Origin of the sequence: Thermoflexus sp. (genome assembly GCF_040289485.1) — a bacterium.
GTDB lineage: Bacteria > Chloroflexota > Anaerolineae > Thermoflexales > Thermoflexaceae > Thermoflexus.
This window is the reverse complement of sequence record NZ_PSLG01000009.1, coordinates 40,723-59,915: the sequence shown is the minus strand read 5'-3', so window position 1 is coordinate 59,915 and position 19,193 is coordinate 40,723. Positions and strand designations below refer to the sequence as shown.

The window sequence follows — 19,193 nt, the reverse complement described above, 5'->3', positions numbered from 1 at the left end:
GGTCATCCGTTTCGCCTCGCAAGGTGAAAGGGATGACGATGCGCCACGGAACGGTCGGCCGATCCAGGACATCGAGCCCGAGAGCCCCACCGCCCGTCGGGTCCGGGAGTGGGCGGCCCAGATCCTGCGCCTCGCCCGGCCGGGGGGTGGAAGGGGGCGCAGCGACACTGCGCCCCCCGGGGTGGGTCCGAGGGAACACGGGCCCGGTGGGCTTTAGCGAGGGAGCCGGGCTGCCAGGGCCTGGCGGATCTCCTCCACCTCGGCGTGGCGCCCCTGCTGCTTCTTGGAGAAGACCAGTTCTCCGTTCACCCGGACCTCAAAGACCCCCCCGCTGGACGGGATGAGGGTCCAGGAGGCGATGTGCGCCTCGAACTCCTTCAGTAGTTCCTCGGTCAACCTGACCGCGCGCGGGAGATACCCTCAGACCGCACAATACTCAATCTCCACCCGCCACATGGCGCCCTCCTGGAGATGGGTCTTATGGAACATCGCCATACGTCCACAGGCGGTTGGCGGTGAAGTTCCAGAACAGGGCCACGCCCACCGCCACCACCTGAGCGGCGTTGACCCCCCACTTCATCCCCAGGCGCGGGATCAACCACCCCGAGGCCGTCCCGAACACCGCCAAGTTGATCCCGAGGCCCATGGTGTTGATCACGAAGAACTGGGAGATCTGCTGCCCGAGGGGCTTGGAACGGGACTCCGGATAGGTCCAATAGCGGTTCCACAGGAAGTTGTTCAACACCGCGGCCACGAAGGAGCAGGCTTTGGCCGCCACCGGAAGGAAACCGGCGAGGAAGACCAGTGCGTTCAAGAGCCCGGTGTCGACGATAAACCCGATCGCGCCGACGACGCAGAACTTCAGGAACCGGACCGCCTCTTTGCGATAGGCGCGATACCATTCGCCGACGACGGGGCGAAGCAGAAGCCTTCTTTCCACGGCGTGCCTCCTCGGTCGTGCAGCGACGGAGGATCCTCCCTCCCATGCGAAGGACCTGGGTCCGGCGGCGAAGGGCTTTCCCTCTCGTTGATCAGGATCTCCACCCACGCCCCGTAAAGAGCCAGGAACAGGGGCAGGTTGGCCACGTAAAGATTATCGAAGAGATTGTGGATGTGCAAATGGGCCCAGGCCGCCATCAGCCCCGCCGCCAGGCCCCGCCGCCAGCCCGCGCTCCCCTGCCACGCCCGCCAGGTCCGCACCCCCACGACGGCCCAGAAGAGAAGATAGAGCGAAAGGCCGGCCAGCCCGGTCTCTGCAGCCATGTTCAGGTAGCTGTTGTGGGCATGGCCCAGCGGATGGGGCCAGCGGATCAGGGCGTAGCGCGGGTAGACGACCGCGTAGTTCCCGAGGCCCACGCCGAACCACGGTTGCGCCCGGATCATCTCCACCGCCGCCTGCCAGTGGGCCAGCCGCTCGATGATCGCGAAGTTCGCCTCGTTGACTTCCACGCCCCGCACATCGGCGACCCGAAGTTCCTCGAGGACCCCCGCGAGGCGAGCCTGAACGACAGGGGGAATCCACCCGCTGCCCCCCAGCAGCCCGACCGCCAGCCCGAGCGCGGCCCCAACGGCCAGCCCTGCCCGACCCCGCCGGGGCAGCAGAAGAACCAGCACTGCCCCCGCTCCAGCGGCCCCCAACCAAGCCCCCCGCGATCCCGAGGCCAGCAGCCCGGCCCCGGCCAGCCCCCCCACGGCCAGCGCCCCTACGGCCGCCCCCCACCGTCCCATCGACCGGGAGCCCTTCGCGGACCCCAGCATCCCGATCCCCAGCCCGAGGGCCACCGGAGCGATCAGGCCCATCATCCCCCCGAACGGGTTGGGCTGCTGGAAGGTCCCGTAGGCCCGGTAAAGGGACAGCCCCGGGAGCCGGAAAGGGGCTGGGCCGGCGCCTCGCAGCACCGCCTGCCAAAGCCCGATGCCCGCTTGCACCGCGCCGGAGAGCAGGGCCATCCCCAGCAGGAACCGCTGGACCGGCCGGGGGGCGCCAAGGACCAAGATCACCACCAGCCCCACTTGGGCCCACTTGATCCCCTCCGGCAGCCCCTCTTCCCACGACGGCGCCCAGGCCAGCGTGAGGAAGGCATAGCCCAGGAAAAGCCCATAGGCCCAGGCCCATCCCCAGCCCGGGATCCGTCCCTCCCGCCGGGCCAGCCCGCGCCAGAGCCCGGCGAGGAGGGAGAGGGCCAGGAAGATCTGGGCGCTGTTTACCGGGGGGGCCCAGCGCTCGTTCTCCAGCGGGGCGAAGGGTCCGGTGAGCAGGGCCAGCCCGAGCCCTGTTTCGGGGATCCGAAGGAGGAGCCCCGCCCCCGTCAGGGCCAGCCCGAGGCCCAGGACCGTCTCCGGGGCCCGTCCGATCCCGAAGCCCAGGACGGCCGCCAGGGCGGCCCACGCGGCGGGGAAGACCCACCGCCCGCTGCCCCCGAGCCGTCCCCATCGATCCCCGATCCCCTGCGCCCCGTGCATCGTCGCCGCTTTACCCCTGCGGTCTTCACGCCACCGTCGCCGCAGGACCGGACGCCGCCCCGGCCAGGCGCTCCTGGAACCACCGGATCGTCCGCCGCAGGCCCTCCTCCAGCGGGATCTGCGGGTCCCATCCCAGGCGCTGGCGGGCCTTAGTGATGTCCGGACAGCGCCGCTGGGGATCTCCCGGGATGCGGCGATCGGGCAGGAACCGGATCCCGGCCGGGTTCCCCGTCAGCCGGTTGATGATCTCCGCGAAGGTCCGGATGCTGACCTCCTCGGGGTTCCCCAGGTTCACCGGCTCGTGCTCTTCCGCCTCCAACAGGCGGACGATCCCTTCCACCAGGTCGTCAATGTAGCAGAAACTGCGGGTCTGGGAGCCGTCCCCGTATACCGTCAGGGGCTCCCGGCGGAGGGCCTGTCCGATGAAATTCGGCACCACCCGGCCGTCGTCCAGCCGCATGCGGGGGCCGTAGGTGTTGAAGATGCGCACGATCCGCGTGCTGAGGCCGTGGACCCGATGGTAGGCCATCACCATGGCTTCGGCGAACCGTTTGGCCTCGTCGTAGACCCCACGGGGTCCGATGGGGTTCACGTGGCCCCAGTAGGTCTCCGGCTGGGGATGGACCTGGGGATCGCCGTAGACCTCGCTGGTGGAGGCCAGCATATAGCGCGCCCCCTTCACCCGGGCCAGGCCCAGCGTGTTATGGGTCCCCAGGGCACCGACCTTCAGGGTCTGAATGGGGAACCTCAGGTAATCCACCGGGCTGGCGGGGGAGGCGAAATGCAGCACCGCGTCCAGGGGCCCTTCCACATAAAGGAAGTGCGTGACGTCGTGGCGGAGGAATCGGAAGCGGGGGTGGTCCATCAGGTGGGCGATGTTGTCCGGCGTCCCGGTCAGGAAGTTGTCCACCCCGATGACCTCATGGCCCTCGGCCAGGAAGCGATCGCACAGATGGGATCCGATGAAGCCCGCCGCGCCGGTGATCAGGATCCGCATGGGGTTCTCCTCATCCGGGGAGCGAGGGTTTGCGCGCGCCCGGCAGGGACGCCGGGGGATGGAGCCGCAGCCGCCACCGGGCCAGGGCGATCAGGAGGAGGGCCTGCAGGGCCGTCAGCCCCCCGATGAACATGGCCGCGTCGAACCAGAACTTTTCCGGATACAGCCGGATGAGGGTATCCGTGGGCAGGAAGAGCCAGGTGTCCCCTTCGAAGAAAATCCGATGGAACAGGGTGAAGGCCGTGTCGAAATACAGCGCGAAGCCGAGCACCAGGATCAAGATCAGGGCCAGGGTCAGCAGCCCGCCCCGCTCCAGGCTGCGCCAGGCCAGGCGGCGGGTGGGCGGAGGGAACCATAGGCACAGCCAGGCGCCGGCCACGCCAGGGGCCAGAAGGGCGCCCCCTCGAAAGGCGGCGCCCTGCAGAAGGTAAACATCCTGCATATGGCGGATCTCCCGCTCGTTGAAGGCCGGCCGGCCGTCGGCGAAGCGGACCTCCCGCAGGATGCTGGCCCCGGGGGGCTGGGTGACCGAACGCAGCCCGGTCAGGGCCAGCCCCAGCCGCTCCGCAGGGCTCATCCCATACACATCCGGCGGGAAGTCCGGCCGCGCATACTCCAGCCGGATGAACCACTCCCCCATCAGGAGCCGGACGCTCAGCAGGAGCAGCACCGCCGGCAGGGCCACCATCACCCAGGCGGAGAAGACACGGGTCAGCATCGGCACCTCCCAATGGCCTCCCTCCCATGTCCGGCGCCGTCCCCCTCGGTTCCCGTATCCGAAGCACCTGTAGATCGGCCCCACGACGAGCCCTTCCCGCTCCACCCCATCCGATGGGAGGTCGGCCGCGCCCGCCCGCCGGGGGCGGCTTATTCCTCGATCACCACCCCCAGCCCGTCGAACCCCACCCACGCCGCCAGCGACGGCCCGTAGGGGTAAACGGGGATCCCCGGCATCCGCAGGGCCTCCCGCAACCGCCGGGCGAAGGCCTGGGCCTCTTGCGGGGATCGAGCGGGGCCGTAGAGGACGGCTGCCCGCTTCACGTCCGAGAACTCGGTGGCGAACTCCAAGAGCTTGTCCAGGGCCTTCTCGGGGGAGCGGGCCTTCTCCAGCGGAAGCAACGCCCCATCCTCCATCATCAAAAACGGCCGGACCCCCAGCATGGTCCCTAAGATCTGCTGGGTCTTGCTGAGCAGCCGGTTCCGCTCCAGGGCCTCCAGGCTCTCAGTGACGAACACCGTGTAGATGTGAGGGATCCGGCCCCGCAGGGCGCGTTCGATCTCCTGAGGAGGCTGGCCCCGGGCGGCCAGACGGAGGGCGGTCTCCACCACCCAGCCCTGCCCGATCCCCATGGTCTGGGTGTCGATGACGTGCACAGGACACCGGCCCAACACCGCCGCGGCCGCCGATCGGGCGCGGGCGACCAACGGGGAGAGCTTCCCGGAATGCAAAACGGCCAGGATGGCCGAGGTGGTGGGCGCCAGATGCTGGTAGAGGGCCTGCAGTTCGTCCTCGGAGGGCGGCTCGACGGAGAACCCACAAGAGCGGTCAGTGGGCGGCCAGACCTCCGGCGGCACCGCGTCGACGCCCTCTCGGAACGTCAGTCCGTCCGCGCGGATGGTGAGCGGGATGCGGACCAAGAGGTCCTGCGGCAGATCTTCCGCGCTCAGGATGGCCGCGCTGTCCGTGAGCACCCGAACGGGCATCGTCCTCCCCCGCATCGCCGATGGCTACGGATCGGCTTCCGCCTCACTCCGCGCTCAAAAGATAGGGATAATACGGTTGTCCGGTCTCCACCACTTCCACCTGTTGATCCGGATATCGGGAGCGGACCGCCTGGACCAGGCGGGTGGTCTGATCCGGATCGGCCTCCTCCCCGACATAGATCGTCAACAGCTCCGCCGAGGCCGCCCCCATCGCCTCCAAGGTCCTCAGGACCACTTCCTCCACTGCGTCGCCGGCGGCCACCAGGTGGTCTTCCACCAGGCTGATCCATTGCCCCGGGCGGGCGGACACCCCCTCCAGGGTAACGGCGCGGGTGGCCCGGGTGATCTTGCCGCTCCGGACCGTGCCCATAGCCTCCTGCATGGAACGGAGGTTGTCCTCCAGATCCGCCTCCGCCCGATAAGCCACCATCGCCGCCACCCCTTGCGGCAGCGTGTGGGCCGGCAGAACCACCACCCGCTTCCCCGGGGCGAGATCGGCGGCCTGCTGCGCCGCCAGCCTCACGTTGGGGTCGTTCGGCAGCACGATGACCGCATCCGTGAGGGTCGCCTCCAGGGCGGCCACGAACTGCCCGGTGCTGGGGTTCATGGTCGGACCCCCCCGGATCACTCCGCTCGTGCCCAGGCTCTCGAAGAGACGGGCCCACCCCTCGCTGGGGACGACCGCCAGCACTGCCACCGAGCCGGGCGGCCTTGGAGAGGGGCCAGGGCTGCTGGACCGTTCCCCAAGGAAGGCCTCATATTGGGCCTGCATGTCCTCCACCACCACATCCCGCAGGCTCCCCCAGCGCACCGCGTAACTGAGGGGGCGCCCCGGGTCGTGGACATGCAGGTGGACCTTCACCGTGTGAGCGTCCCCCACCACCAGGACGCTGTCCCCCATCGCCTCCAGGTCGCGGCGGATCCGCTCCACGTCTAGGTTCCGGCCGACCAGGAGGAACTGGACGTCGTAGCCGTAGCCCGCCGCCCCGGGCTCCAGGGCCTCAGCGGCCCGCGGGCCCTCGACCGGCTCTGCAGCGGCCACTGCCGCCTCGGCCTCGACGGGCTCCCCGCACAGGTAGCGCCACATCCCTTCCAAGATGAGGCAGAGACCCTGCCCCCCGGAATCCACCACCCCCGCCGCCTTCAGGATGGGCAACAGGTCCGGCGTGCGCCGGACGGCCTCCCGGGCCCGGGCCACCGCCCGCTCGAGGACCGCCACGAAGTCGCCGCCCGCCCGGGCCGCCTCAGCGGCCGCCTCGCTGGCCTCTCGGATCACCGTCAGGATGGTCCCCTCCACCGGCCTCATCACCCCACGATAGGCCGTCCGCGTGGCCTCCTGCAGGGCCAGGGCCAGGTCCTCCGCGCCCATGGTCGGGCGGTGGTCGACGGCCTGGGCCATCCCCCGCCAGATCTGGGAGAGGATCACACCGGAGTTCCCTCGGGCCCCCATCAGCGCCCCACGGGCCACCCGCTGCAGCAGCGCCCCGACCTCCCCCTCCGGCGCCTCGGCGATCTCCCGCCAGGCCGCCTCCATCGTCAAGAGCATGTTCGTCCCCGTGTCCCCGTCCGGGACCGGGAAGACGTTCATGGCATTCACCTGCTCGTGGTGCCGGCGCAGCCAGAGCAACGCCGCGCGGACCATCCCTTTGAACGTCGGGCCATCCACGGCTTGCAGAACAGGCCGCTGAGGCCGCATCCCCTCCACCGCGCTTTCCTCCCGCTCCACCATCGGATCGTTGCCCCGCCGCTGCCCTCACGGCCCGGGCGGGGCCTGGAGGCCGCGGATGTGGACGTTCACCTCGGCCACGGGCAGGCCCACGACCCGCTCCACGTGGTATTTGACCGCATGCTGGACGCTGCGGGCCACCGCGATCAGCCGCACCCCATGGGCCAAGATGAGGTGGACATCGATCACCAGCCCGTCAGGGCGCTCACGGACGGCGATGCTGCGCCGGGCGTCCGGCGCGAAGAAGTTGGCCACCGCGTCCGCCATAGTGTGCGGCGCCAGGCCCACCACCCCGTAGCACTGGGAGAGGGCCTGGGCGACCACGGCCGCGATCGCCGAGGGCAGCACCTCGATCCGCCCCCGTTCTGTCTGTTCCTTCATCGACGCCCACCCCGCTGGCTCCCCAGGAGGTCCTCTGCGAACCCTCCCTTGTTTACTCTATCTTAACCCATCCCGCAAGAGGAAAGGGGCCGGAGGGCCTTTTCCCCTCGGATGGGTTTAAAATAAACCAGAAAGCGGCCGCGGGCCGCCGGGTGGGCTAAAATGAAAAGCACAGGCGATCCGGAGGGGAAGGGAGGCTACGATGACGGCAGGGACGCAACGCACCTACGGGACGATCACGGTGAAGCGGGGCCTGGCCCAGATGCTCAAGGGCGGCGTGATCATGGACGTCACCAACGCCGAGCAGGCTCAGATCGCTGAAGAGGCCGGGGCGGTGGCCGTGATGGCCCTCGAGCGGGTCCCGGCGGACATCCGCGCCCAAGGCGGGGTGGCCCGCATGGCGGACCCCGAGAAGATCCTGGAGATCATGGAAGCGGTGACCATCCCGGTCATGGCCAAATGTCGGATCGGGCATTATATGGAAGCCCGCATCCTGGAGGCCCTTGGGGTGGACTTCATCGACGAATCCGAGGTCCTGACCCCTGCCGACGAGCAGTATCATATCAACAAATGGGAGTTCAAAGTGCCCTTCGTTTGTGGGGCGCGGGATCTGGGGGAGGCCCTGCGCCGCATCGCCGAGGGCGCCGCGATGATCCGCTCTAAGGGCGAGGCAGGGACCGGCAACGTGGTCGAGGCGGTGCGTCACGCCCGGGCCATCATCGGCGCCATCCGTCGTGTCCAGATGATGGCCGACGAGGAACTGGTGGCTTTCTCCAAAGAGATCGGCGCGCCCTACGAACGGGTCCTGGAGACCAAACGCCTGGGGCGGCTGCCGGTGGTCCTGTTCGCCGCCGGCGGGATCGCCACCCCCGCCGACGCCGCCCTGATGATGTGGCTGGGGATGGACGGGGTCTTCGTGGGCAGCGGGATCTTCAAGAGCGAGAAGCCCTACCAGCGGGCGCGGGCCATCGTGGAGGCGGTCACCTACTGGCAGGAGCCGGAGATCCTGGCCATGGTCAGCCGGAACCTGGGCGAGCCCATGTATGGGATCGATGTGCGCCAGTTGACCGAAGCCCAGCGCCTCGCCCTGCGGGGCTGGTGAGGATCCATCTCGAAGGAGGGAGGCTCCGGTGCGGATCGGCGTCCTGGGTCTGCAAGGGGATTATCTGGAACACCTCCATGCGCTCCGCCGGCTGGGCGTGGAGGCGGTGGACGTCCGCCTGCCCCAGCATCTGGAGGGGATCGAGGGCCTGATCATCCCGGGCGGGGAGAGCACGACCATCGGGGCCCTGGCCGAGCGCTACGGGCTGTTGGAGCCGCTGCGCCGCATGGCCGCGGCGGGGAGGCCGATCTGGGGGACATGCGCGGGCATGATCTTCCTGGCCAAAGACGTCGGCCGCCCCCAGCCCACCCTAGGCCGGATGGACATCCGGGTGCGCCGCAACGCCTTCGGCCGCCAGATCGACAGTTTTGAGGTCGATCTGGAGGTCCCGGCCCTGGCCCGGGTGGGGGACCCCCGCCCCTTCCATGGGGTGTTCATCCGGGCCCCGCTGATCGAGGCGGTCGGGCCCGGGGTGGAGGTCCTGGCCCGGCTGGAGGACGGGACGATCGTCGCCGCCCAGCAGGGCGGCCTCTTGGCCACCGCCTTCCATCCGGAACTCACGGAGGATCTCCGCTTCCACCGATATTTCCTCGAACTGGTCCGCCAGGCTTCTGGTCCATGATCCGCCCCCTACGGTGGAAGGACGGCCATCGGTTTCTGATGGCCGCCCGCGCGGGCCTCTACCTGGACGAGCGGACGGCACGGGTGAGCCGTTTCCGGCCGATGGAGGCGGCTACGGTGGCCCTGTTCTTCCCCGACCTGAGCCCGGTCCTCACGCTGGCCGATGGCCCTGGCCACCGGTTCCTCCAGGTCACCTGGCCTCCCCGGGAGGGGGAAGCCCGGCTGCTGTTCATGGCGCCGGCCCCCGCCGCGGTCGATGCGGAGGCCTTCCGGCCTTGGGCGGAGATCATCGAAGCCATAGCGGGGTGGGCGGCCGCCCAGGGGATCACCCGATTGGTGGCCGAGGTGGCAGCGGAGGACCTTCGTCCCGCCCTCCTGCGCCAGATGGGCTTCCGCCGGGTGCGGCGCTATACCGTCTGGTCCGGCCCGGCCGAGGTGGTGGCCGAGGCCTTCCGCCACATCGGGCGGGGCCAGGAGCGGCCTCGGGCCTCCGCGTGGGCCCTCCATCGGGGGGCGCGGGGGGCCTGGATCGAGGAGATCCGGAACGCCGCTGGGAGCCCCCTTTGGGATCTGGCCCACACCCTGGCCGACCTGGGCCCTCGTTGGCGACAGCCGGTCTACGTCCTGACCCGCTGGGAGCACCCAGAGATCCAGGAGGCCCTGCGGGCCCTCGGCCTGCAGCCCGCCTTCATGGTGTGGCGGATGGTGCGCTGGGTCGCCCTCCCGGCCCTCTGGGCCGGGGAGGAGGTCGAGACGGTCCTCCCCGCCCGGCCAGCCCTCGAGTTCCCGCGCATCGCCCAAGGCCGCAGCCGGGCCTACCCCAGTGTATAATCTCCATGGGCCCGGAGGGGTGGCCGAGTGGACGAAGGCGCGCGCCTGGAGAGCGCGTAGGGGCGTGTTCGCTCCTCGTGGGTTCGAATCCCACCCCCTCCGCCACATCCACCGGCCCGGGGACAAGGTGCCGTCCCCGGGCCGGTGCGTTCCGTTAGACCCCGGGAGGGCCCCCGAACAGGGGGTTTTTGTGCATCATGCACAACATTCTGCCTTTGGATTTTGGGCGCCCCGCCCGTATCCGGTCTTCGTGAACCTCCTTACAATTGGGGCCAAATCGATGGCCTGGGAGGGGACGATGGACCGGCAGCGCATCGCGCAGATCGCCCAAGAGGTGCTGGCGAACGCCGACGGCAAAGCCCCCAAGCCGCTGACCAAACCGAAGGACGTCCTGGAATACGCCCGCGCCCAGGGCGTGGTCATCGTGGACCTGAAGTTCGTGGATCTGCTGGGCACCTGGCAGCACTTCAGTATCCCCATCACGGAATTGACCGAGGACGTCTTCACCGAGGGGCTGGGCTTCGACGGGTCCAGCATCCAGGGCTTCCAATCCATCGACGAGAGCGACATGATCCTGATCCCTGACCCCACCACGGCGGTGGTGGACCCGGTGTGTGAAGTCCCCACCCTCAGCCTGATCGCCAACGTCTACGACCCGGTGACCCGCGAGCCCTACACCCGGGACCCTCGTTACATCGCCCAGAAGGCGGAGGCCTACCTGAAGCAGAGCGGGATCGCCGAGGTCAGTTACTGGGGCCCGGAGGTGGAGTTCTTCATTTTCGATAGCATCCGCTTCGACCAGGCAGCCCACTACGGGTTCTATTTCATTGACGCCGAGGAGGGCATCTGGAACAGCGGCCGGGACGAGGGCCGGCCGAACCTGGGCCACCGCCCCCGCTGGAAGGAGGGCTACTTCCCGGTGCCTCCCGCCGACTCGCTGCAGGACCTCCGCTCGGAGATCGTGTTGCGGCTGATACAGGCCGGCATCGAGGTGGAGGCCCACCACCACGAGGTGGCCACCGGCGGCCAGTGCGAGATCGACATGCGCTTCAAGACCCTCACCCGCATGGCCGATCAGGTGATGATGTATAAATACATCATCAAGAACGTGGCCCGCGCCCACGGCAAGACGGCCACCTTCATGCCCAAGCCCCTCTTCGGGGACAACGGCTCGGGGATGCATGTGCACCAGAGCCTCTGGAAGGAGGGGCGCAACCTGTTCTGGGATCAGCGGGGCTACGCCGGCCTCTCGGAACTGGCTCGCTATTATATCGGCGGGATCCTCTACCACACGCCGGCGCTGCTGGCCTTCTGCGCCCCCACCACCAACTCCTATCGGCGGCTGGTGCCCGGTTACGAGGCGCCGGTGAACCTGGTCTACTCCCGGCGCAACCGCAGCGCCGGCATCCGCATCCCGATGTATTCGGATTCCCCGAAGGCCAAGCGCATCGAGTATCGCTGCCCCGATCCCTCGGCCAACCCCTACCTGGCCTTCGCCGCCATCCTGATGGCCGGGCTGGACGGCATCCAGAACCGTATCGACCCCGGGGATCCCGTGGACGAGGATCTCTACGAACTGCCGCCGGAGAAGGCCCGGCAGATCCGGCAAGTGCCCGGGTCCCTGGAGGAGGCCCTGCGGGCCCTGGAGCGGGACCATGAGTTCCTCCTCAGGGGGGGCGTTTTCACCCCCGACGTCATCGAAACGTGGATCGCGTTGAAGCGGAAGGAGGTAGACGCCATCCGCCTTCGGCCGCACCCTTATGAGTTTTATCTCTACTACAGCGCGTAAGCCGGGTGGGGGGTTCCTCCTGGAGATCCTTCTCGGAGGCGCACGGCCGATGGCCATCTTCTGGCGGGGTTTGCTCCTGAGCCTCTCCCTCTCCATCCCCCTGGGGCCCGGGAACCTGGCCATCCTGCGGGCCGGGCTGCGCCAAGGGTGGAGGGGCGCTCTCCTTACCGGCCTGGGCACGGTGGCCGGGGATCTCACCTACTTCACTCTGGGCCTGGGGGGAGCGGCCACTGTCCTCGTCCGCTGGCCAGCTCTGGGGACCCTGCTCTCGGCCCTGGGCGCCTTCCTTCTGGTGGCGCTGGGGATCCATACCATACGCGACGCGTGGCGGGGAGGGTCTGTCTCTCTCCACCCCGACGGCGTCCCCTCCCGCCTCTTCTTCACCGGGCTGGCCATCACCCTGACCAACCCGATGGTCCTCCTCTGGTTCGCCGCCATTGCCACCACGATGCTCCGGCTGGGCCTCCCCCAGGTGACCCCCACAGCGGTGGCGGTGTTTTACGGCGGCTTCCTGGCCGGCAGCCTGCTGTGGGTGGGGATCCTGGGTCTGGTCGTCGCCCGCGGGCTGCAGCAACTGCCTCCGACCCTCCTGCGGGCCCTGACCGCCCTGTGCGGCCTCGCGCTGCTGGGAATGGGGGGATGGAGCGGTCTGCGCCTCGTCGGGCTGCTGCCGCCCCTGGCCTGAAGCCCACGCTTCCCCAGGCGGAAGCCTCACAAAGTCCCCTTGGTGGAAGGGATATCGCAGCGCCGGGGATCCCGTTGGGTGGCCACATCCAGGGCCCGGCCCAGGGCCTTGAAGAGGGCTTCCGCCCGATGGTGGTCGTCCCGGCCGGAGAGCAGCCGGGCATGCACGTTCATCCGGGCGTGGACGGCGAGGGTCTCCAGGAAATGAGGGAGGAGCGAGACCGGCAAAGTCCCCACCGTGGGCCCGGTGAAGGTCAGGTCCAGCACCGCATAAGGCCGCCCGGAAAGATCCACCGCCACGAAGGCCAGGGCCTCATCCATCGGCACCCACGCGTGCCCCATCCGCACGATCCCCCGGCGATCCCCCAACGCCTGATCCAGAGCCTGCCCCAACACGATGGCCACGTCTTCCACCGTGTGGTGTGGATCCACCTCCAGATCTCCCCGCGCCTGGACCTCCAGGTCGAACAGGCCGTGGACGGCCAGGTGGCGCAGCATGTGGTCCAGAAAGCCGATCCCGGTCTCCACCCGGGCCTCCCCCCGCCCGTCCAGCCGCAGGAAGACCTGGACCTCGGTCTCGGCGGTGCGCCGGTAGCAGCGGGCCTCACGCGCGCCCATCGCCGACCTCCTCGGCAGCTTCGGACAGGGCGTGCAGCAGGGCCTCGGTGTGCTCCGGCCGCCCCACGGAGATGCGCAGGCAATCCCGCAACCGCGGCGCGTGGTAGCGTCGGACCAGGATCCCCCGACGCAACAGCCCCTCCCACAGGCGGTGGGCGTCCAGCCCGACCACCCGGCACAGGAGGAAGTTGGTGCGGCTGGGAAGCGGCTGCAGGAAGGGGAAGGCCTGCAGGGCCCGATAGAGCCGTTCCCGCTCGGCCACTAGACGGGCGACGTTCTCCAGCAGCGCCGTCCGATCCTCCAGGGAGGCCAGGGCCGCCAGTTGGGCGGCCAGGTTCACATGGAACGGCGGGCGGATCTGGTCGTAAGCCCGGACCAACACGGGATGCATCAGGGCATAGCCCAGGCGCAGGGCGGCCAGCCCCGCCCATTTGCTGAAGGTCCGCACCACCGCCAGGTTCGGATAGCGATCCAGCCACCCGGCGAAGGTGTGGCCCGCGAACTCGTAATAGGCCTCGTCTACCACGACCATCCACCCATCCTCCAACAGGCCCCGCAGGACCTCCTCAGGGAGCAGGGCGCCGTCCGGGTTGTTGGGAGAGGCCAGGAAGATGGCCGCCGGCTGCAGACGACGGGCCGCCTCCTGGAGGCCCGGCCATGGGACCCGGAAATCGGCCTCCCGCTCGAGGACGGCCACCCGCCCCCCGTGCCAGCGGACCGAAAGGGCATACATCTCGAACGTGGGCTCCACGATGAGGGCCGTCCGCCCCGGCCCCACCAGGAGCCGGGCCAGCAGATCGATCACATCGTCAGCACCGTTGCCCAGGGCGATCTCTTCCGGTGGGCGGCCGGTGTAATCGGCCAGGGCGCGCCGCAGGGCCCGCCCCTGGGGGTCGGGATACCCTGCCCAGTTCCCCGCCTCCAGCGCGGCGCGCACGCAGGGCGACGGCCCGTAGACGTTCTCATTGGCGTGGAGCCGGATCAGCCGGTCCGGGGAGAGGCCGTAGGCCGCTGCCAAGGCCTCCGGGGAGGTCGACATGCTGTACGCCAGCATGTCCCGGAGATCCGGGCGGATCCATCGTTCCACGAAATCCCGCTCTGCCATCCCACCCTCCTGCCGCCGATCCCCTGGCGGGCGTCGGTCAGCCCGCCGCGTCCGCCGACAGCCGCTCCAGCACGCGACGCCAACGCGGGGGCTCTTCCTCGAAGATATATGTCACCGGGGCCACGACCACACCGCTCCCGCCCACGGTCCGCAACTGCCGAATGGCCTCGCCCAGGCGGTCCTTGCGCACGATGATGTGGATGGCGAACCAGCCGGGGTCCCCCTCCCGGACGTAGACCCGGGAGATGGTCGGGCCCTGGAGGCCGCCCAGTTCGGTTTGGGCGAAGAGGCGGGCAGCGATGGCCTCGGCCGACTCCCCGCGTATGTTGGCGAAGAGCATGTAGTGGCCCTCGGCCCGCAGATGGGCCTCAAAGAGCTCCACCAGTTGCTGGGCCACCTCCAGGACCTCCGGGCGGTCCTGCAGCGCGGAGCGGTTGGCGATGAGGCAAGCCTGGGCGTGCAGGATCACGCCGTCCCGCAGGGGCCGCAGCCGGTTGTCGTGCAGGGTGGTCCCGGTGGTGGTCAGATCGGCGATGAGGTCGGCATAGCCGATGCTGGGGGCCACCTCCAGGGTCCCTTCCGAGATCACCAGGTGCACCTCGGGGAAGCCGCGCTCCTGGAGGAAGCGGCCCACCAGGTGGACGAACCGGGTGGCGATGCGCAGGGGACGGCCCTCCCGGGCGCGGGCCCGGGCCAGTTCGGCCAGTTCGTCCACCGTCTCCACCGGCCAGGCCTCGGGGACCGCCAGGACCAGATCGCAGTGGCCGTAGTTGAGGGCCTCGTGGAGGAGGACCACGCGGGGATCCTCGTCCACCCGCTCCAGCGCCACATCGTATCCGGTGATGCCGAAGTCCACCCCGCCGTCCCGCACGCTCAAGGGGATGTCGCCGGCCCGCTGGAAGAGCACCACCACCCCCGGCAGGGCGGGGATGCGGGCCATATACTGGCGGGGGTTCGGCTTCTCCACCCGCAGGCCACAGGCGGCCAGGAACTCCAGGGTCGGCTCCTCCAGGCGGCCCTTGCTGGGCAACGCGATCCGGATCTCCCCTCGGTCCATCACCGATGCCTCCCGCATGCCCGATCGGTGGACCATTTTACACGCCCCCGGCCCCAGGAGGCGGCGGAGGGGTCCCGCTCCCATCCGGAGGACAAGGGGCCACCGCAGGAGGTCCTTACACTTCCTCCACCGAGATCCCCATGGCCTCCAGCCATGCCTTCAGGGCCGGGGCATGGTCAGCCCGCACCATCAGGGTGTGGGCATCCAGCAGGCGGACCCAGGGGGCCAGTTCCGGCTCCTGCGCCAGGGCCTCCAGAAGTTCCGTGCGCTCCATGCGCAGCAGGATCACCGGCTCCCACCGGGCCCGGAGCCGCGGCTCGCTCCATGCCAGCAACCGGGCCACCAGGCCGACCGGCAGCGGCCCGCGGTGCACGTGCTGCAAGCGCTGTAGGATCTCCGAGAGGCTCAGACCGGCCGCCTGCCCCGCTCGCAGGGAGTCCCGTGTGATTTGGAACCCCTCCGGGGTCGGCTCGGCGAAGGGCGCCAGCAGATGGGCCACCCCGGGATGGGGGAAGGGCCCCGTCCAGCGCAGCCGTCCCGAGGCGTCGGCCACGACCTGATGACGCAGATCCTCGGGCCGGAACCCAGTCACCCACGGGCGGATCCCCCGCATGCGCCACCGCGCCCGGAGGGTCTCGGCTCCCTCCCAGGTCCATCCCATGGTCTCCCCCAGGGGCCGGAGGCCTTCCCCCGGGGGCAAGGCCTCCCCAGCGGTGCGCACCAGGGTGACCCGCGGGTAAATCCGGATCTGGCGGAACCGACGATGCCAATCCTCCAGCGAACGACGGACGTTGGGCGGCAGGGGCTCCCCGCTGAGCCCCTCCAGGAACTCCAGGATCCGGGGGACCTCCCAGCCCTCCTGGAGCCCCCGATACACGCTTTCGCGGGAGAGCAGATAGATAGAGACGGTGTCGCCGGGGACAGGATCGGCAAAGGCCTCCAGGGCAGCCCGGGTGGCCTCGGGCAACGGCTCAAAGGCCAAGATCCGAAAATCCGGCTGCACCACCAGCCGGCCGTTCTCCTCGGGGAAGGCCACCGGCGCCCCCACCCCCAGGGCCCAAGCCCCGAAGGGCGTCAAGCGCACCGCCTCCCACTGGCCCTCCCACAGCCCGAGATCCAGGACCCCCAGCCAGTGCAGCGGCCACAGGGTCTCCTCGATCAGCCAACGCCGGAACGCCTCGGCCTGCTCCCGTCCGGCCGGCGAGAGGGGATCCGGGAGGCGCTCCGGCCCGTGGGGCCACGCCGCCACCAGCAGCGCCGGGAGCGGGATCCAAGCCCCCGGCTCCCACTGCCGGAGCGCCGCTTCGATGCCCGCCCGAAGGGCCTCCCGGGAAAGGGGATTCTCCGCCGCCTCCAGGACGGCTTCTCCCCTCCACGCCTGGAAGGCGGCCCATGCCCGCTCGGCCGGCGGCTGCTCCCAGAACGGATGCAGCGGCTCCACCACCAGCGCCGCCCCCTGGGTCCGGATCACCCCCATGCGCTCCAGGATCCGGTGGAGGAAGACGATGTAGGCCCCATCCGGCCCAGCGGCGGCCCCTCCCAGCCAGCGGCCCAGTTGGCGGACCCAGCGGACCGGCAGGCGGCCCTCTCGGGTCAAGGCGATCCCGGGATGCCGCCGGAGGAACCGGCCATACCGGCCCAGGTCCCGCGCCAGCCGTTGGGGGGAGGCCGGGATCCATCGAAGCCCGTCAATGGATTCTAGCGGGGGCAACGCCGCCGCCACCTCCTCCGGGAGGACGGCCTCCCCCTGGGGGAGGAAAGAGCGGACGCGCCGGCCGGGGTAGCGCCAATACACCAGGCCGGCGGCTGCCAGGCGGATGCCCACTTCCTCAAAGGCCGGGGCCGCTGGGTCGGCCCGCCGGATTTCATATAAAATCCCCAGGAGGAAGGCCGGCATACGACCTCCGGCCTGACGCAGCCAGCGGAGGACCTCACGGGATTCCGGAGGCAACTGGGGCCAGAGGGCCCGGAGCCGATCCGGATCCGCCAGCCGACGGAGGAGGTCCCCTTCCCCGGAAGGGGCTCCCGCCCCGCGGTCCCGCGGATCCAGCAGGCGGGCCAGCAACGCCGGCTCATACTGGGAGAGCACTTCCAATAACCGCATCCTATTCCCCCCACCGCCCCGGAGCCTCCGGGCCTGGGACGGTGACCAAAGTCATGGTCTGAACCATCGAACCTGGGCGATATTGTTGTCGGAATCCTTGAACCGATCCCCGGTCCTCCGGAGGCCCGGGAAGGGACGCCCGATATGGAAACCCGGAAACTGGACCCGATGCAGAGGCCCTCCCTCCTCAAGCCCGGGGAGATCCTGCAGGGCCGCTACCGCATCGAGCGGGTGCTCGGCACCGGTGGGATGAGCACCGTGTATCTGGCCCTGGACCTGCGGTTCGCCCAGGTGCGGCGGCTGTGCGCGGTCAAGGAGATGATCAGCCACATCGCCGACCCCCGCATGCGGGCCCTGGCTCAGCAGAGCTTCGAGCGGGAAGCGGCCCTCCTGGCCACCCTGAGCCACCCGGCCATCCCCAAGATCTTCGACTACTTCATCGAGGGAGAGCGCAGTTACCTCATCATGGAGTATATCCCAGGCCAAGATCTGGAATCCCTTCTCCAGCAAACCGGGGGGATGCTGCCGGTAGAGGAGGTGGTCGGCTGGGCCCTCCAGATCTGCGATGTGCTGCACTATCTGCATTCCCACAACCCGCCGATCATCTTCCGGGATCTCAAGCCCTCCAACATCATGGTCGATGCCCAGGGGCGGGTCTTCCTGGTCGACTTCGGGATCGCCAAGTTGTTCCAGGGCGGCCAGCGAGGGACGATGGTGGGAACGGAGGGCTACAGCCCCCCGGAGCAATACCGAGGGGTAGCCGATCCCCGCACGGACATCTACGCCCTGGGGGCGACGCTGCACCACTTGCTCACCCGCCAGGATCCGCGCCTGGAGCCCCCCTTCTCCTTCCACGAGCGCCCGATCCGGCGGGCCAACCCCGCCGTCCCCGAGGCCCTGGCCCAGGTGATCATGCGGGCCCTGGAATACGACCCGGACCGGCGGTTCCAGTCGGCCCTGGAGATGAAGCAGGCCCTGATGGCGGCGATGGGGATGACGGCGGCTGGCGGCCGGCCCGCCCCGCGGGCCGAGGGGGCCGGGCGGCCTCGCTACCGGGTGAAATGGACCTTCGCCTGCGAGGACGAGATCCGCTCCCGCCCGGTTTGGGCCGCGGGGGTCCTGTTCGTGACGGCCTACGACCACAACCTCTACGCGCTGGACGGGGCCGATGGGCGTCTGCTTTGGAAGTTCGCCACCGGCGGCGGGATCGGGGGGGCGGCCGCGGTGGCCGGCGATCGGGTTCTGGTGGGTTCCACCGATCGCCGCCTGTATGCCCTCCGCATCGCCGACGGCCGGCCCCTGTGGTCGCTGGAGGTGGGCGGGCCGATCTATACCACCCCCCGCATCGCCGCCGGGCTGGCCTTCTTCGGCGCCGACGATGGCTTCTTCTACGCCGTGGACCTCGAGAGCGGCCGGGTGGTCTGGCGGATGAACCTGGCTGCCCCCATCCGGTCCTCGGCCGGCTTCCATGGGGAGACCCTGGTGGTGGGCACCGAGGACGGCGGGGTCTACGCCCTGGACCTGCGGGGGAACCTCCGCTGGCAGTTCACCGCCCGCCGGGGGGTCACCGCCTCCCCATGGATCGATGACGAGATGGTGGTGGTGGGGTCGTGGGACTGGCACGTCTATGCCCTCGATCCCCGCACCGGATGGGCGATCTGGCGCTTCCGAACCGGGAGGCCCGTCCTCTCTTCCCCCGTCGTGGCCGACGGCATCATCTACGTGGGCTCAGCGGACGGCGCCCTCTATGCCCTGAACGCGCGAACCGGGAACCCGGCCTGGCGCTTCCAGACCGGCGGCCAGGTGAACGCCCCTCCCAGTGTGCTGGGCGGCCAGGTCCTGGTGGGAGCCACCGATGGCTGCCTCTACGCCATCGACCGCCGCAGCGGGACCGCCCTCTGGTCCTTCCCGACAGAAGGCCCTATCGTCTCGGCGCCTGAGGTGGCGGAAGGAATGCTCTATGTGACCTCCATGGACCGCCGCGTGTATGCCCTAGATCTCTCATGAGGCG

The 19,193-nt window shown here is 69.6% G+C and carries 17 protein-coding genes, 1 tRNA gene and 1 pseudogene; 7 read left to right on the top strand and 12 right to left on the bottom strand.

The features are described 5' to 3' along the window. Positions 1-213: 213 nt before the first annotated feature. The 8 genes and pseudogenes from C4313_RS02955 to C4313_RS02920 form a co-directional block, all read right to left on the bottom strand. Positions 214-408, bottom strand: a pseudogene (locus C4313_RS02955) (SelT/SelW/SelH family protein); the annotation flags it as partial. Positions 409-478: 70 nt separating this feature from the next. Beyond that, positions 479-940, bottom strand: coding sequence for a GtrA family protein (locus C4313_RS02950; RefSeq protein WP_352428383.1), 462 nt, complete (start codon positions 938-940; stop codon positions 479-481). Continuing rightward, entirely contained in the window at positions 862-2,463 is a 1,602-nt protein-coding gene (locus tag C4313_RS02945; RefSeq protein WP_352428382.1) for an O-antigen ligase family protein, read from the bottom strand. The genes C4313_RS02950 and C4313_RS02945 overlap by 79 nt, the downstream gene beginning before the upstream one ends. A 25-nt stretch (positions 2,464-2,488) precedes the next feature. Next, on the bottom strand, positions 2,489-3,460 hold the full coding sequence (locus C4313_RS02940) for a UDP-glucuronic acid decarboxylase family protein (protein ID WP_352428381.1): 972 nt from the start codon (positions 3,458-3,460) through the stop codon (positions 2,489-2,491). A gap of 10 nt (positions 3,461-3,470) precedes the next feature. Then, positions 3,471-4,178 (bottom strand): TIGR01906 family membrane protein, encoded by a 708-nt coding sequence (locus C4313_RS02935; protein ID WP_352428380.1) that lies wholly within the window; start codon positions 4,176-4,178, stop codon positions 3,471-3,473. A 149-nt stretch (positions 4,179-4,327) separates the two neighbouring features. Next, entirely contained in the window at positions 4,328-5,164 is an 837-nt protein-coding gene (locus tag C4313_RS02930; RefSeq protein ID WP_352428379.1) for a DegV family protein, read from the bottom strand. 43 nt (positions 5,165-5,207) lie between these two features. Further along, entirely contained in the window at positions 5,208-6,893 is a 1,686-nt protein-coding gene (locus tag C4313_RS02925) for a DAK2 domain-containing protein (RefSeq protein WP_352428378.1), read from the bottom strand. 24 nt (positions 6,894-6,917) lie between these two features. Continuing rightward, positions 6,918-7,271 carry an Asp23/Gls24 family envelope stress response protein gene (locus C4313_RS02920; RefSeq protein ID WP_352428377.1) on the bottom strand — a complete coding sequence of 118 codons (354 nt, stop codon included), beginning with the start codon at positions 7,269-7,271 and terminating at the stop codon, positions 6,918-6,920. 202 nt (positions 7,272-7,473) lie between these two features. Here C4313_RS02920 and pdxS point away from each other — a divergent pair, with 202 nt between their 5' ends. From pdxS to C4313_RS02890, 6 genes are all read left to right on the top strand, one after another. Next, a complete protein-coding gene (pdxS, locus tag C4313_RS02915) occupies positions 7,474-8,373 on the top strand; it encodes a pyridoxal 5'-phosphate synthase lyase subunit PdxS (protein ID WP_352428376.1) in 900 nt (299 codons plus the stop codon). A gap of 28 nt (positions 8,374-8,401) precedes the next feature. Beyond that, complete coding sequence (gene pdxT / locus C4313_RS02910) at positions 8,402-8,995, top strand: pyridoxal 5'-phosphate synthase glutaminase subunit PdxT (RefSeq protein ID WP_352428375.1); 594 nt, start codon at positions 8,402-8,404, stop codon at positions 8,993-8,995. Between the two features lie 38 nt (positions 8,996-9,033). Continuing rightward, complete coding sequence (locus tag C4313_RS02905) at positions 9,034-9,825, top strand: hypothetical protein (RefSeq protein ID WP_352428374.1); 792 nt, start codon at positions 9,034-9,036, stop codon at positions 9,823-9,825. Between the two features lie 13 nt (positions 9,826-9,838). Then, positions 9,839-9,930 (top strand) — tRNA-Ser (locus C4313_RS02900). A 193-nt stretch (positions 9,931-10,123) separates the two neighbouring features. Further along, complete coding sequence (glnA, locus tag C4313_RS02895) at positions 10,124-11,614, top strand: type I glutamate--ammonia ligase (protein WP_503012442.1); 1,491 nt, start codon at positions 10,124-10,126, stop codon at positions 11,612-11,614. Positions 11,615-11,663: 49 nt separating this feature from the next. Beyond that, positions 11,664-12,299, top strand: a complete 636-nt coding sequence (locus C4313_RS02890) for a LysE family translocator (RefSeq protein WP_352428373.1) — start codon at positions 11,664-11,666, stop codon at positions 12,297-12,299. A 26-nt stretch (positions 12,300-12,325) separates the two neighbouring features. On the opposite strand, the gene hisB is transcribed toward C4313_RS02890, so the two are convergent. From hisB to C4313_RS02870, 4 genes are all read right to left on the bottom strand, one after another. Next, positions 12,326-12,916, bottom strand: coding sequence for an imidazoleglycerol-phosphate dehydratase HisB (hisB, locus tag C4313_RS02885; protein ID WP_352428372.1), 591 nt, complete (start codon positions 12,914-12,916; stop codon positions 12,326-12,328). Continuing rightward, positions 12,903-14,021: a histidinol-phosphate transaminase gene (gene hisC, locus C4313_RS02880; RefSeq protein WP_352428371.1), complete on the bottom strand. Its 1,119-nt coding sequence runs from the start codon at positions 14,019-14,021 to the stop codon at positions 12,903-12,905. Before hisC ends, hisB begins: the two co-directional genes overlap by 14 nt. 37 nt (positions 14,022-14,058) lie before the next feature. Continuing rightward, positions 14,059-15,078, bottom strand: a complete 1,020-nt coding sequence (hisG, locus tag C4313_RS02875; protein WP_352428370.1) for an ATP phosphoribosyltransferase — start codon at positions 15,076-15,078, stop codon at positions 14,059-14,061. 115 nt (positions 15,079-15,193) lie between these two features. Continuing rightward, positions 15,194-17,182, bottom strand: a complete 1,989-nt coding sequence (locus tag C4313_RS02870; protein WP_352428369.1) for a helicase-associated domain-containing protein — start codon at positions 17,180-17,182, stop codon at positions 15,194-15,196. Positions 17,183-17,326: 144 nt separating this feature from the next. On the opposite strand from C4313_RS02870, the gene C4313_RS02865 reads away from it, so the two are divergent. Then, entirely contained in the window at positions 17,327-19,189 is a 1,863-nt protein-coding gene (locus C4313_RS02865) for an outer membrane protein assembly factor BamB family protein (RefSeq protein ID WP_352428368.1), read from the top strand. Positions 19,190-19,193 lie beyond the last annotated feature (4 nt).

Bases quoted from the DNA above. Each gene is read 5' to 3' on its own strand.
- C4313_RS02945 (WP_352428382.1), bottom strand. From the start codon at position 2,463: ATGCACGGGGCGCAGGGGATCGGGGATCGATGGGGACGGCTCGGGGGC.
- C4313_RS02940 (WP_352428381.1), bottom strand. From the start codon at position 3,460: ATGCGGATCCTGATCACCGGCGCGGCGGGCTTCATCGGATCCCATCTG.
- C4313_RS02935 (WP_352428380.1), bottom strand. From the start codon at position 4,178: ATGCTGACCCGTGTCTTCTCCGCCTGGGTGATGGTGGCCCTGCCGGCG.
- C4313_RS02930 (WP_352428379.1), bottom strand. From the start codon at position 5,164: ATGCCCGTTCGGGTGCTCACGGACAGCGCGGCCATCCTGAGCGCGGAA.
- C4313_RS02925 (WP_352428378.1), bottom strand. From the start codon at position 6,893: ATGGTGGAGCGGGAGGAAAGCGCGGTGGAGGGGATGCGGCCTCAGCGG.
- C4313_RS02920 (WP_352428377.1), bottom strand. From the start codon at position 7,271: ATGAAGGAACAGACAGAACGGGGGCGGATCGAGGTGCTGCCCTCGGCG.
- pdxS (WP_352428376.1), top strand. From the start codon at position 7,474: ATGACGGCAGGGACGCAACGCACCTACGGGACGATCACGGTGAAGCGG.
- C4313_RS02905 (WP_352428374.1), top strand. From the start codon at position 9,034: ATGGCCGCCCGCGCGGGCCTCTACCTGGACGAGCGGACGGCACGGGTG.
- glnA (WP_503012442.1), top strand. From the start codon at position 10,124: ATGGACCGGCAGCGCATCGCGCAGATCGCCCAAGAGGTGCTGGCGAAC.
- C4313_RS02890 (WP_352428373.1), top strand. From the start codon at position 11,664: ATGGCCATCTTCTGGCGGGGTTTGCTCCTGAGCCTCTCCCTCTCCATC.
- hisB (WP_352428372.1), bottom strand. From the start codon at position 12,916: ATGGGCGCGCGTGAGGCCCGCTGCTACCGGCGCACCGCCGAGACCGAG.
- hisC (WP_352428371.1), bottom strand. From the start codon at position 14,021: ATGGCAGAGCGGGATTTCGTGGAACGATGGATCCGCCCGGATCTCCGG.
- hisG (WP_352428370.1), bottom strand. From the start codon at position 15,078: ATGGACCGAGGGGAGATCCGGATCGCGTTGCCCAGCAAGGGCCGCCTG.
- C4313_RS02870 (WP_352428369.1), bottom strand. From the start codon at position 17,182: ATGCGGTTATTGGAAGTGCTCTCCCAGTATGAGCCGGCGTTGCTGGCC.
- C4313_RS02865 (WP_352428368.1), top strand. From the start codon at position 17,327: ATGGAAACCCGGAAACTGGACCCGATGCAGAGGCCCTCCCTCCTCAAG.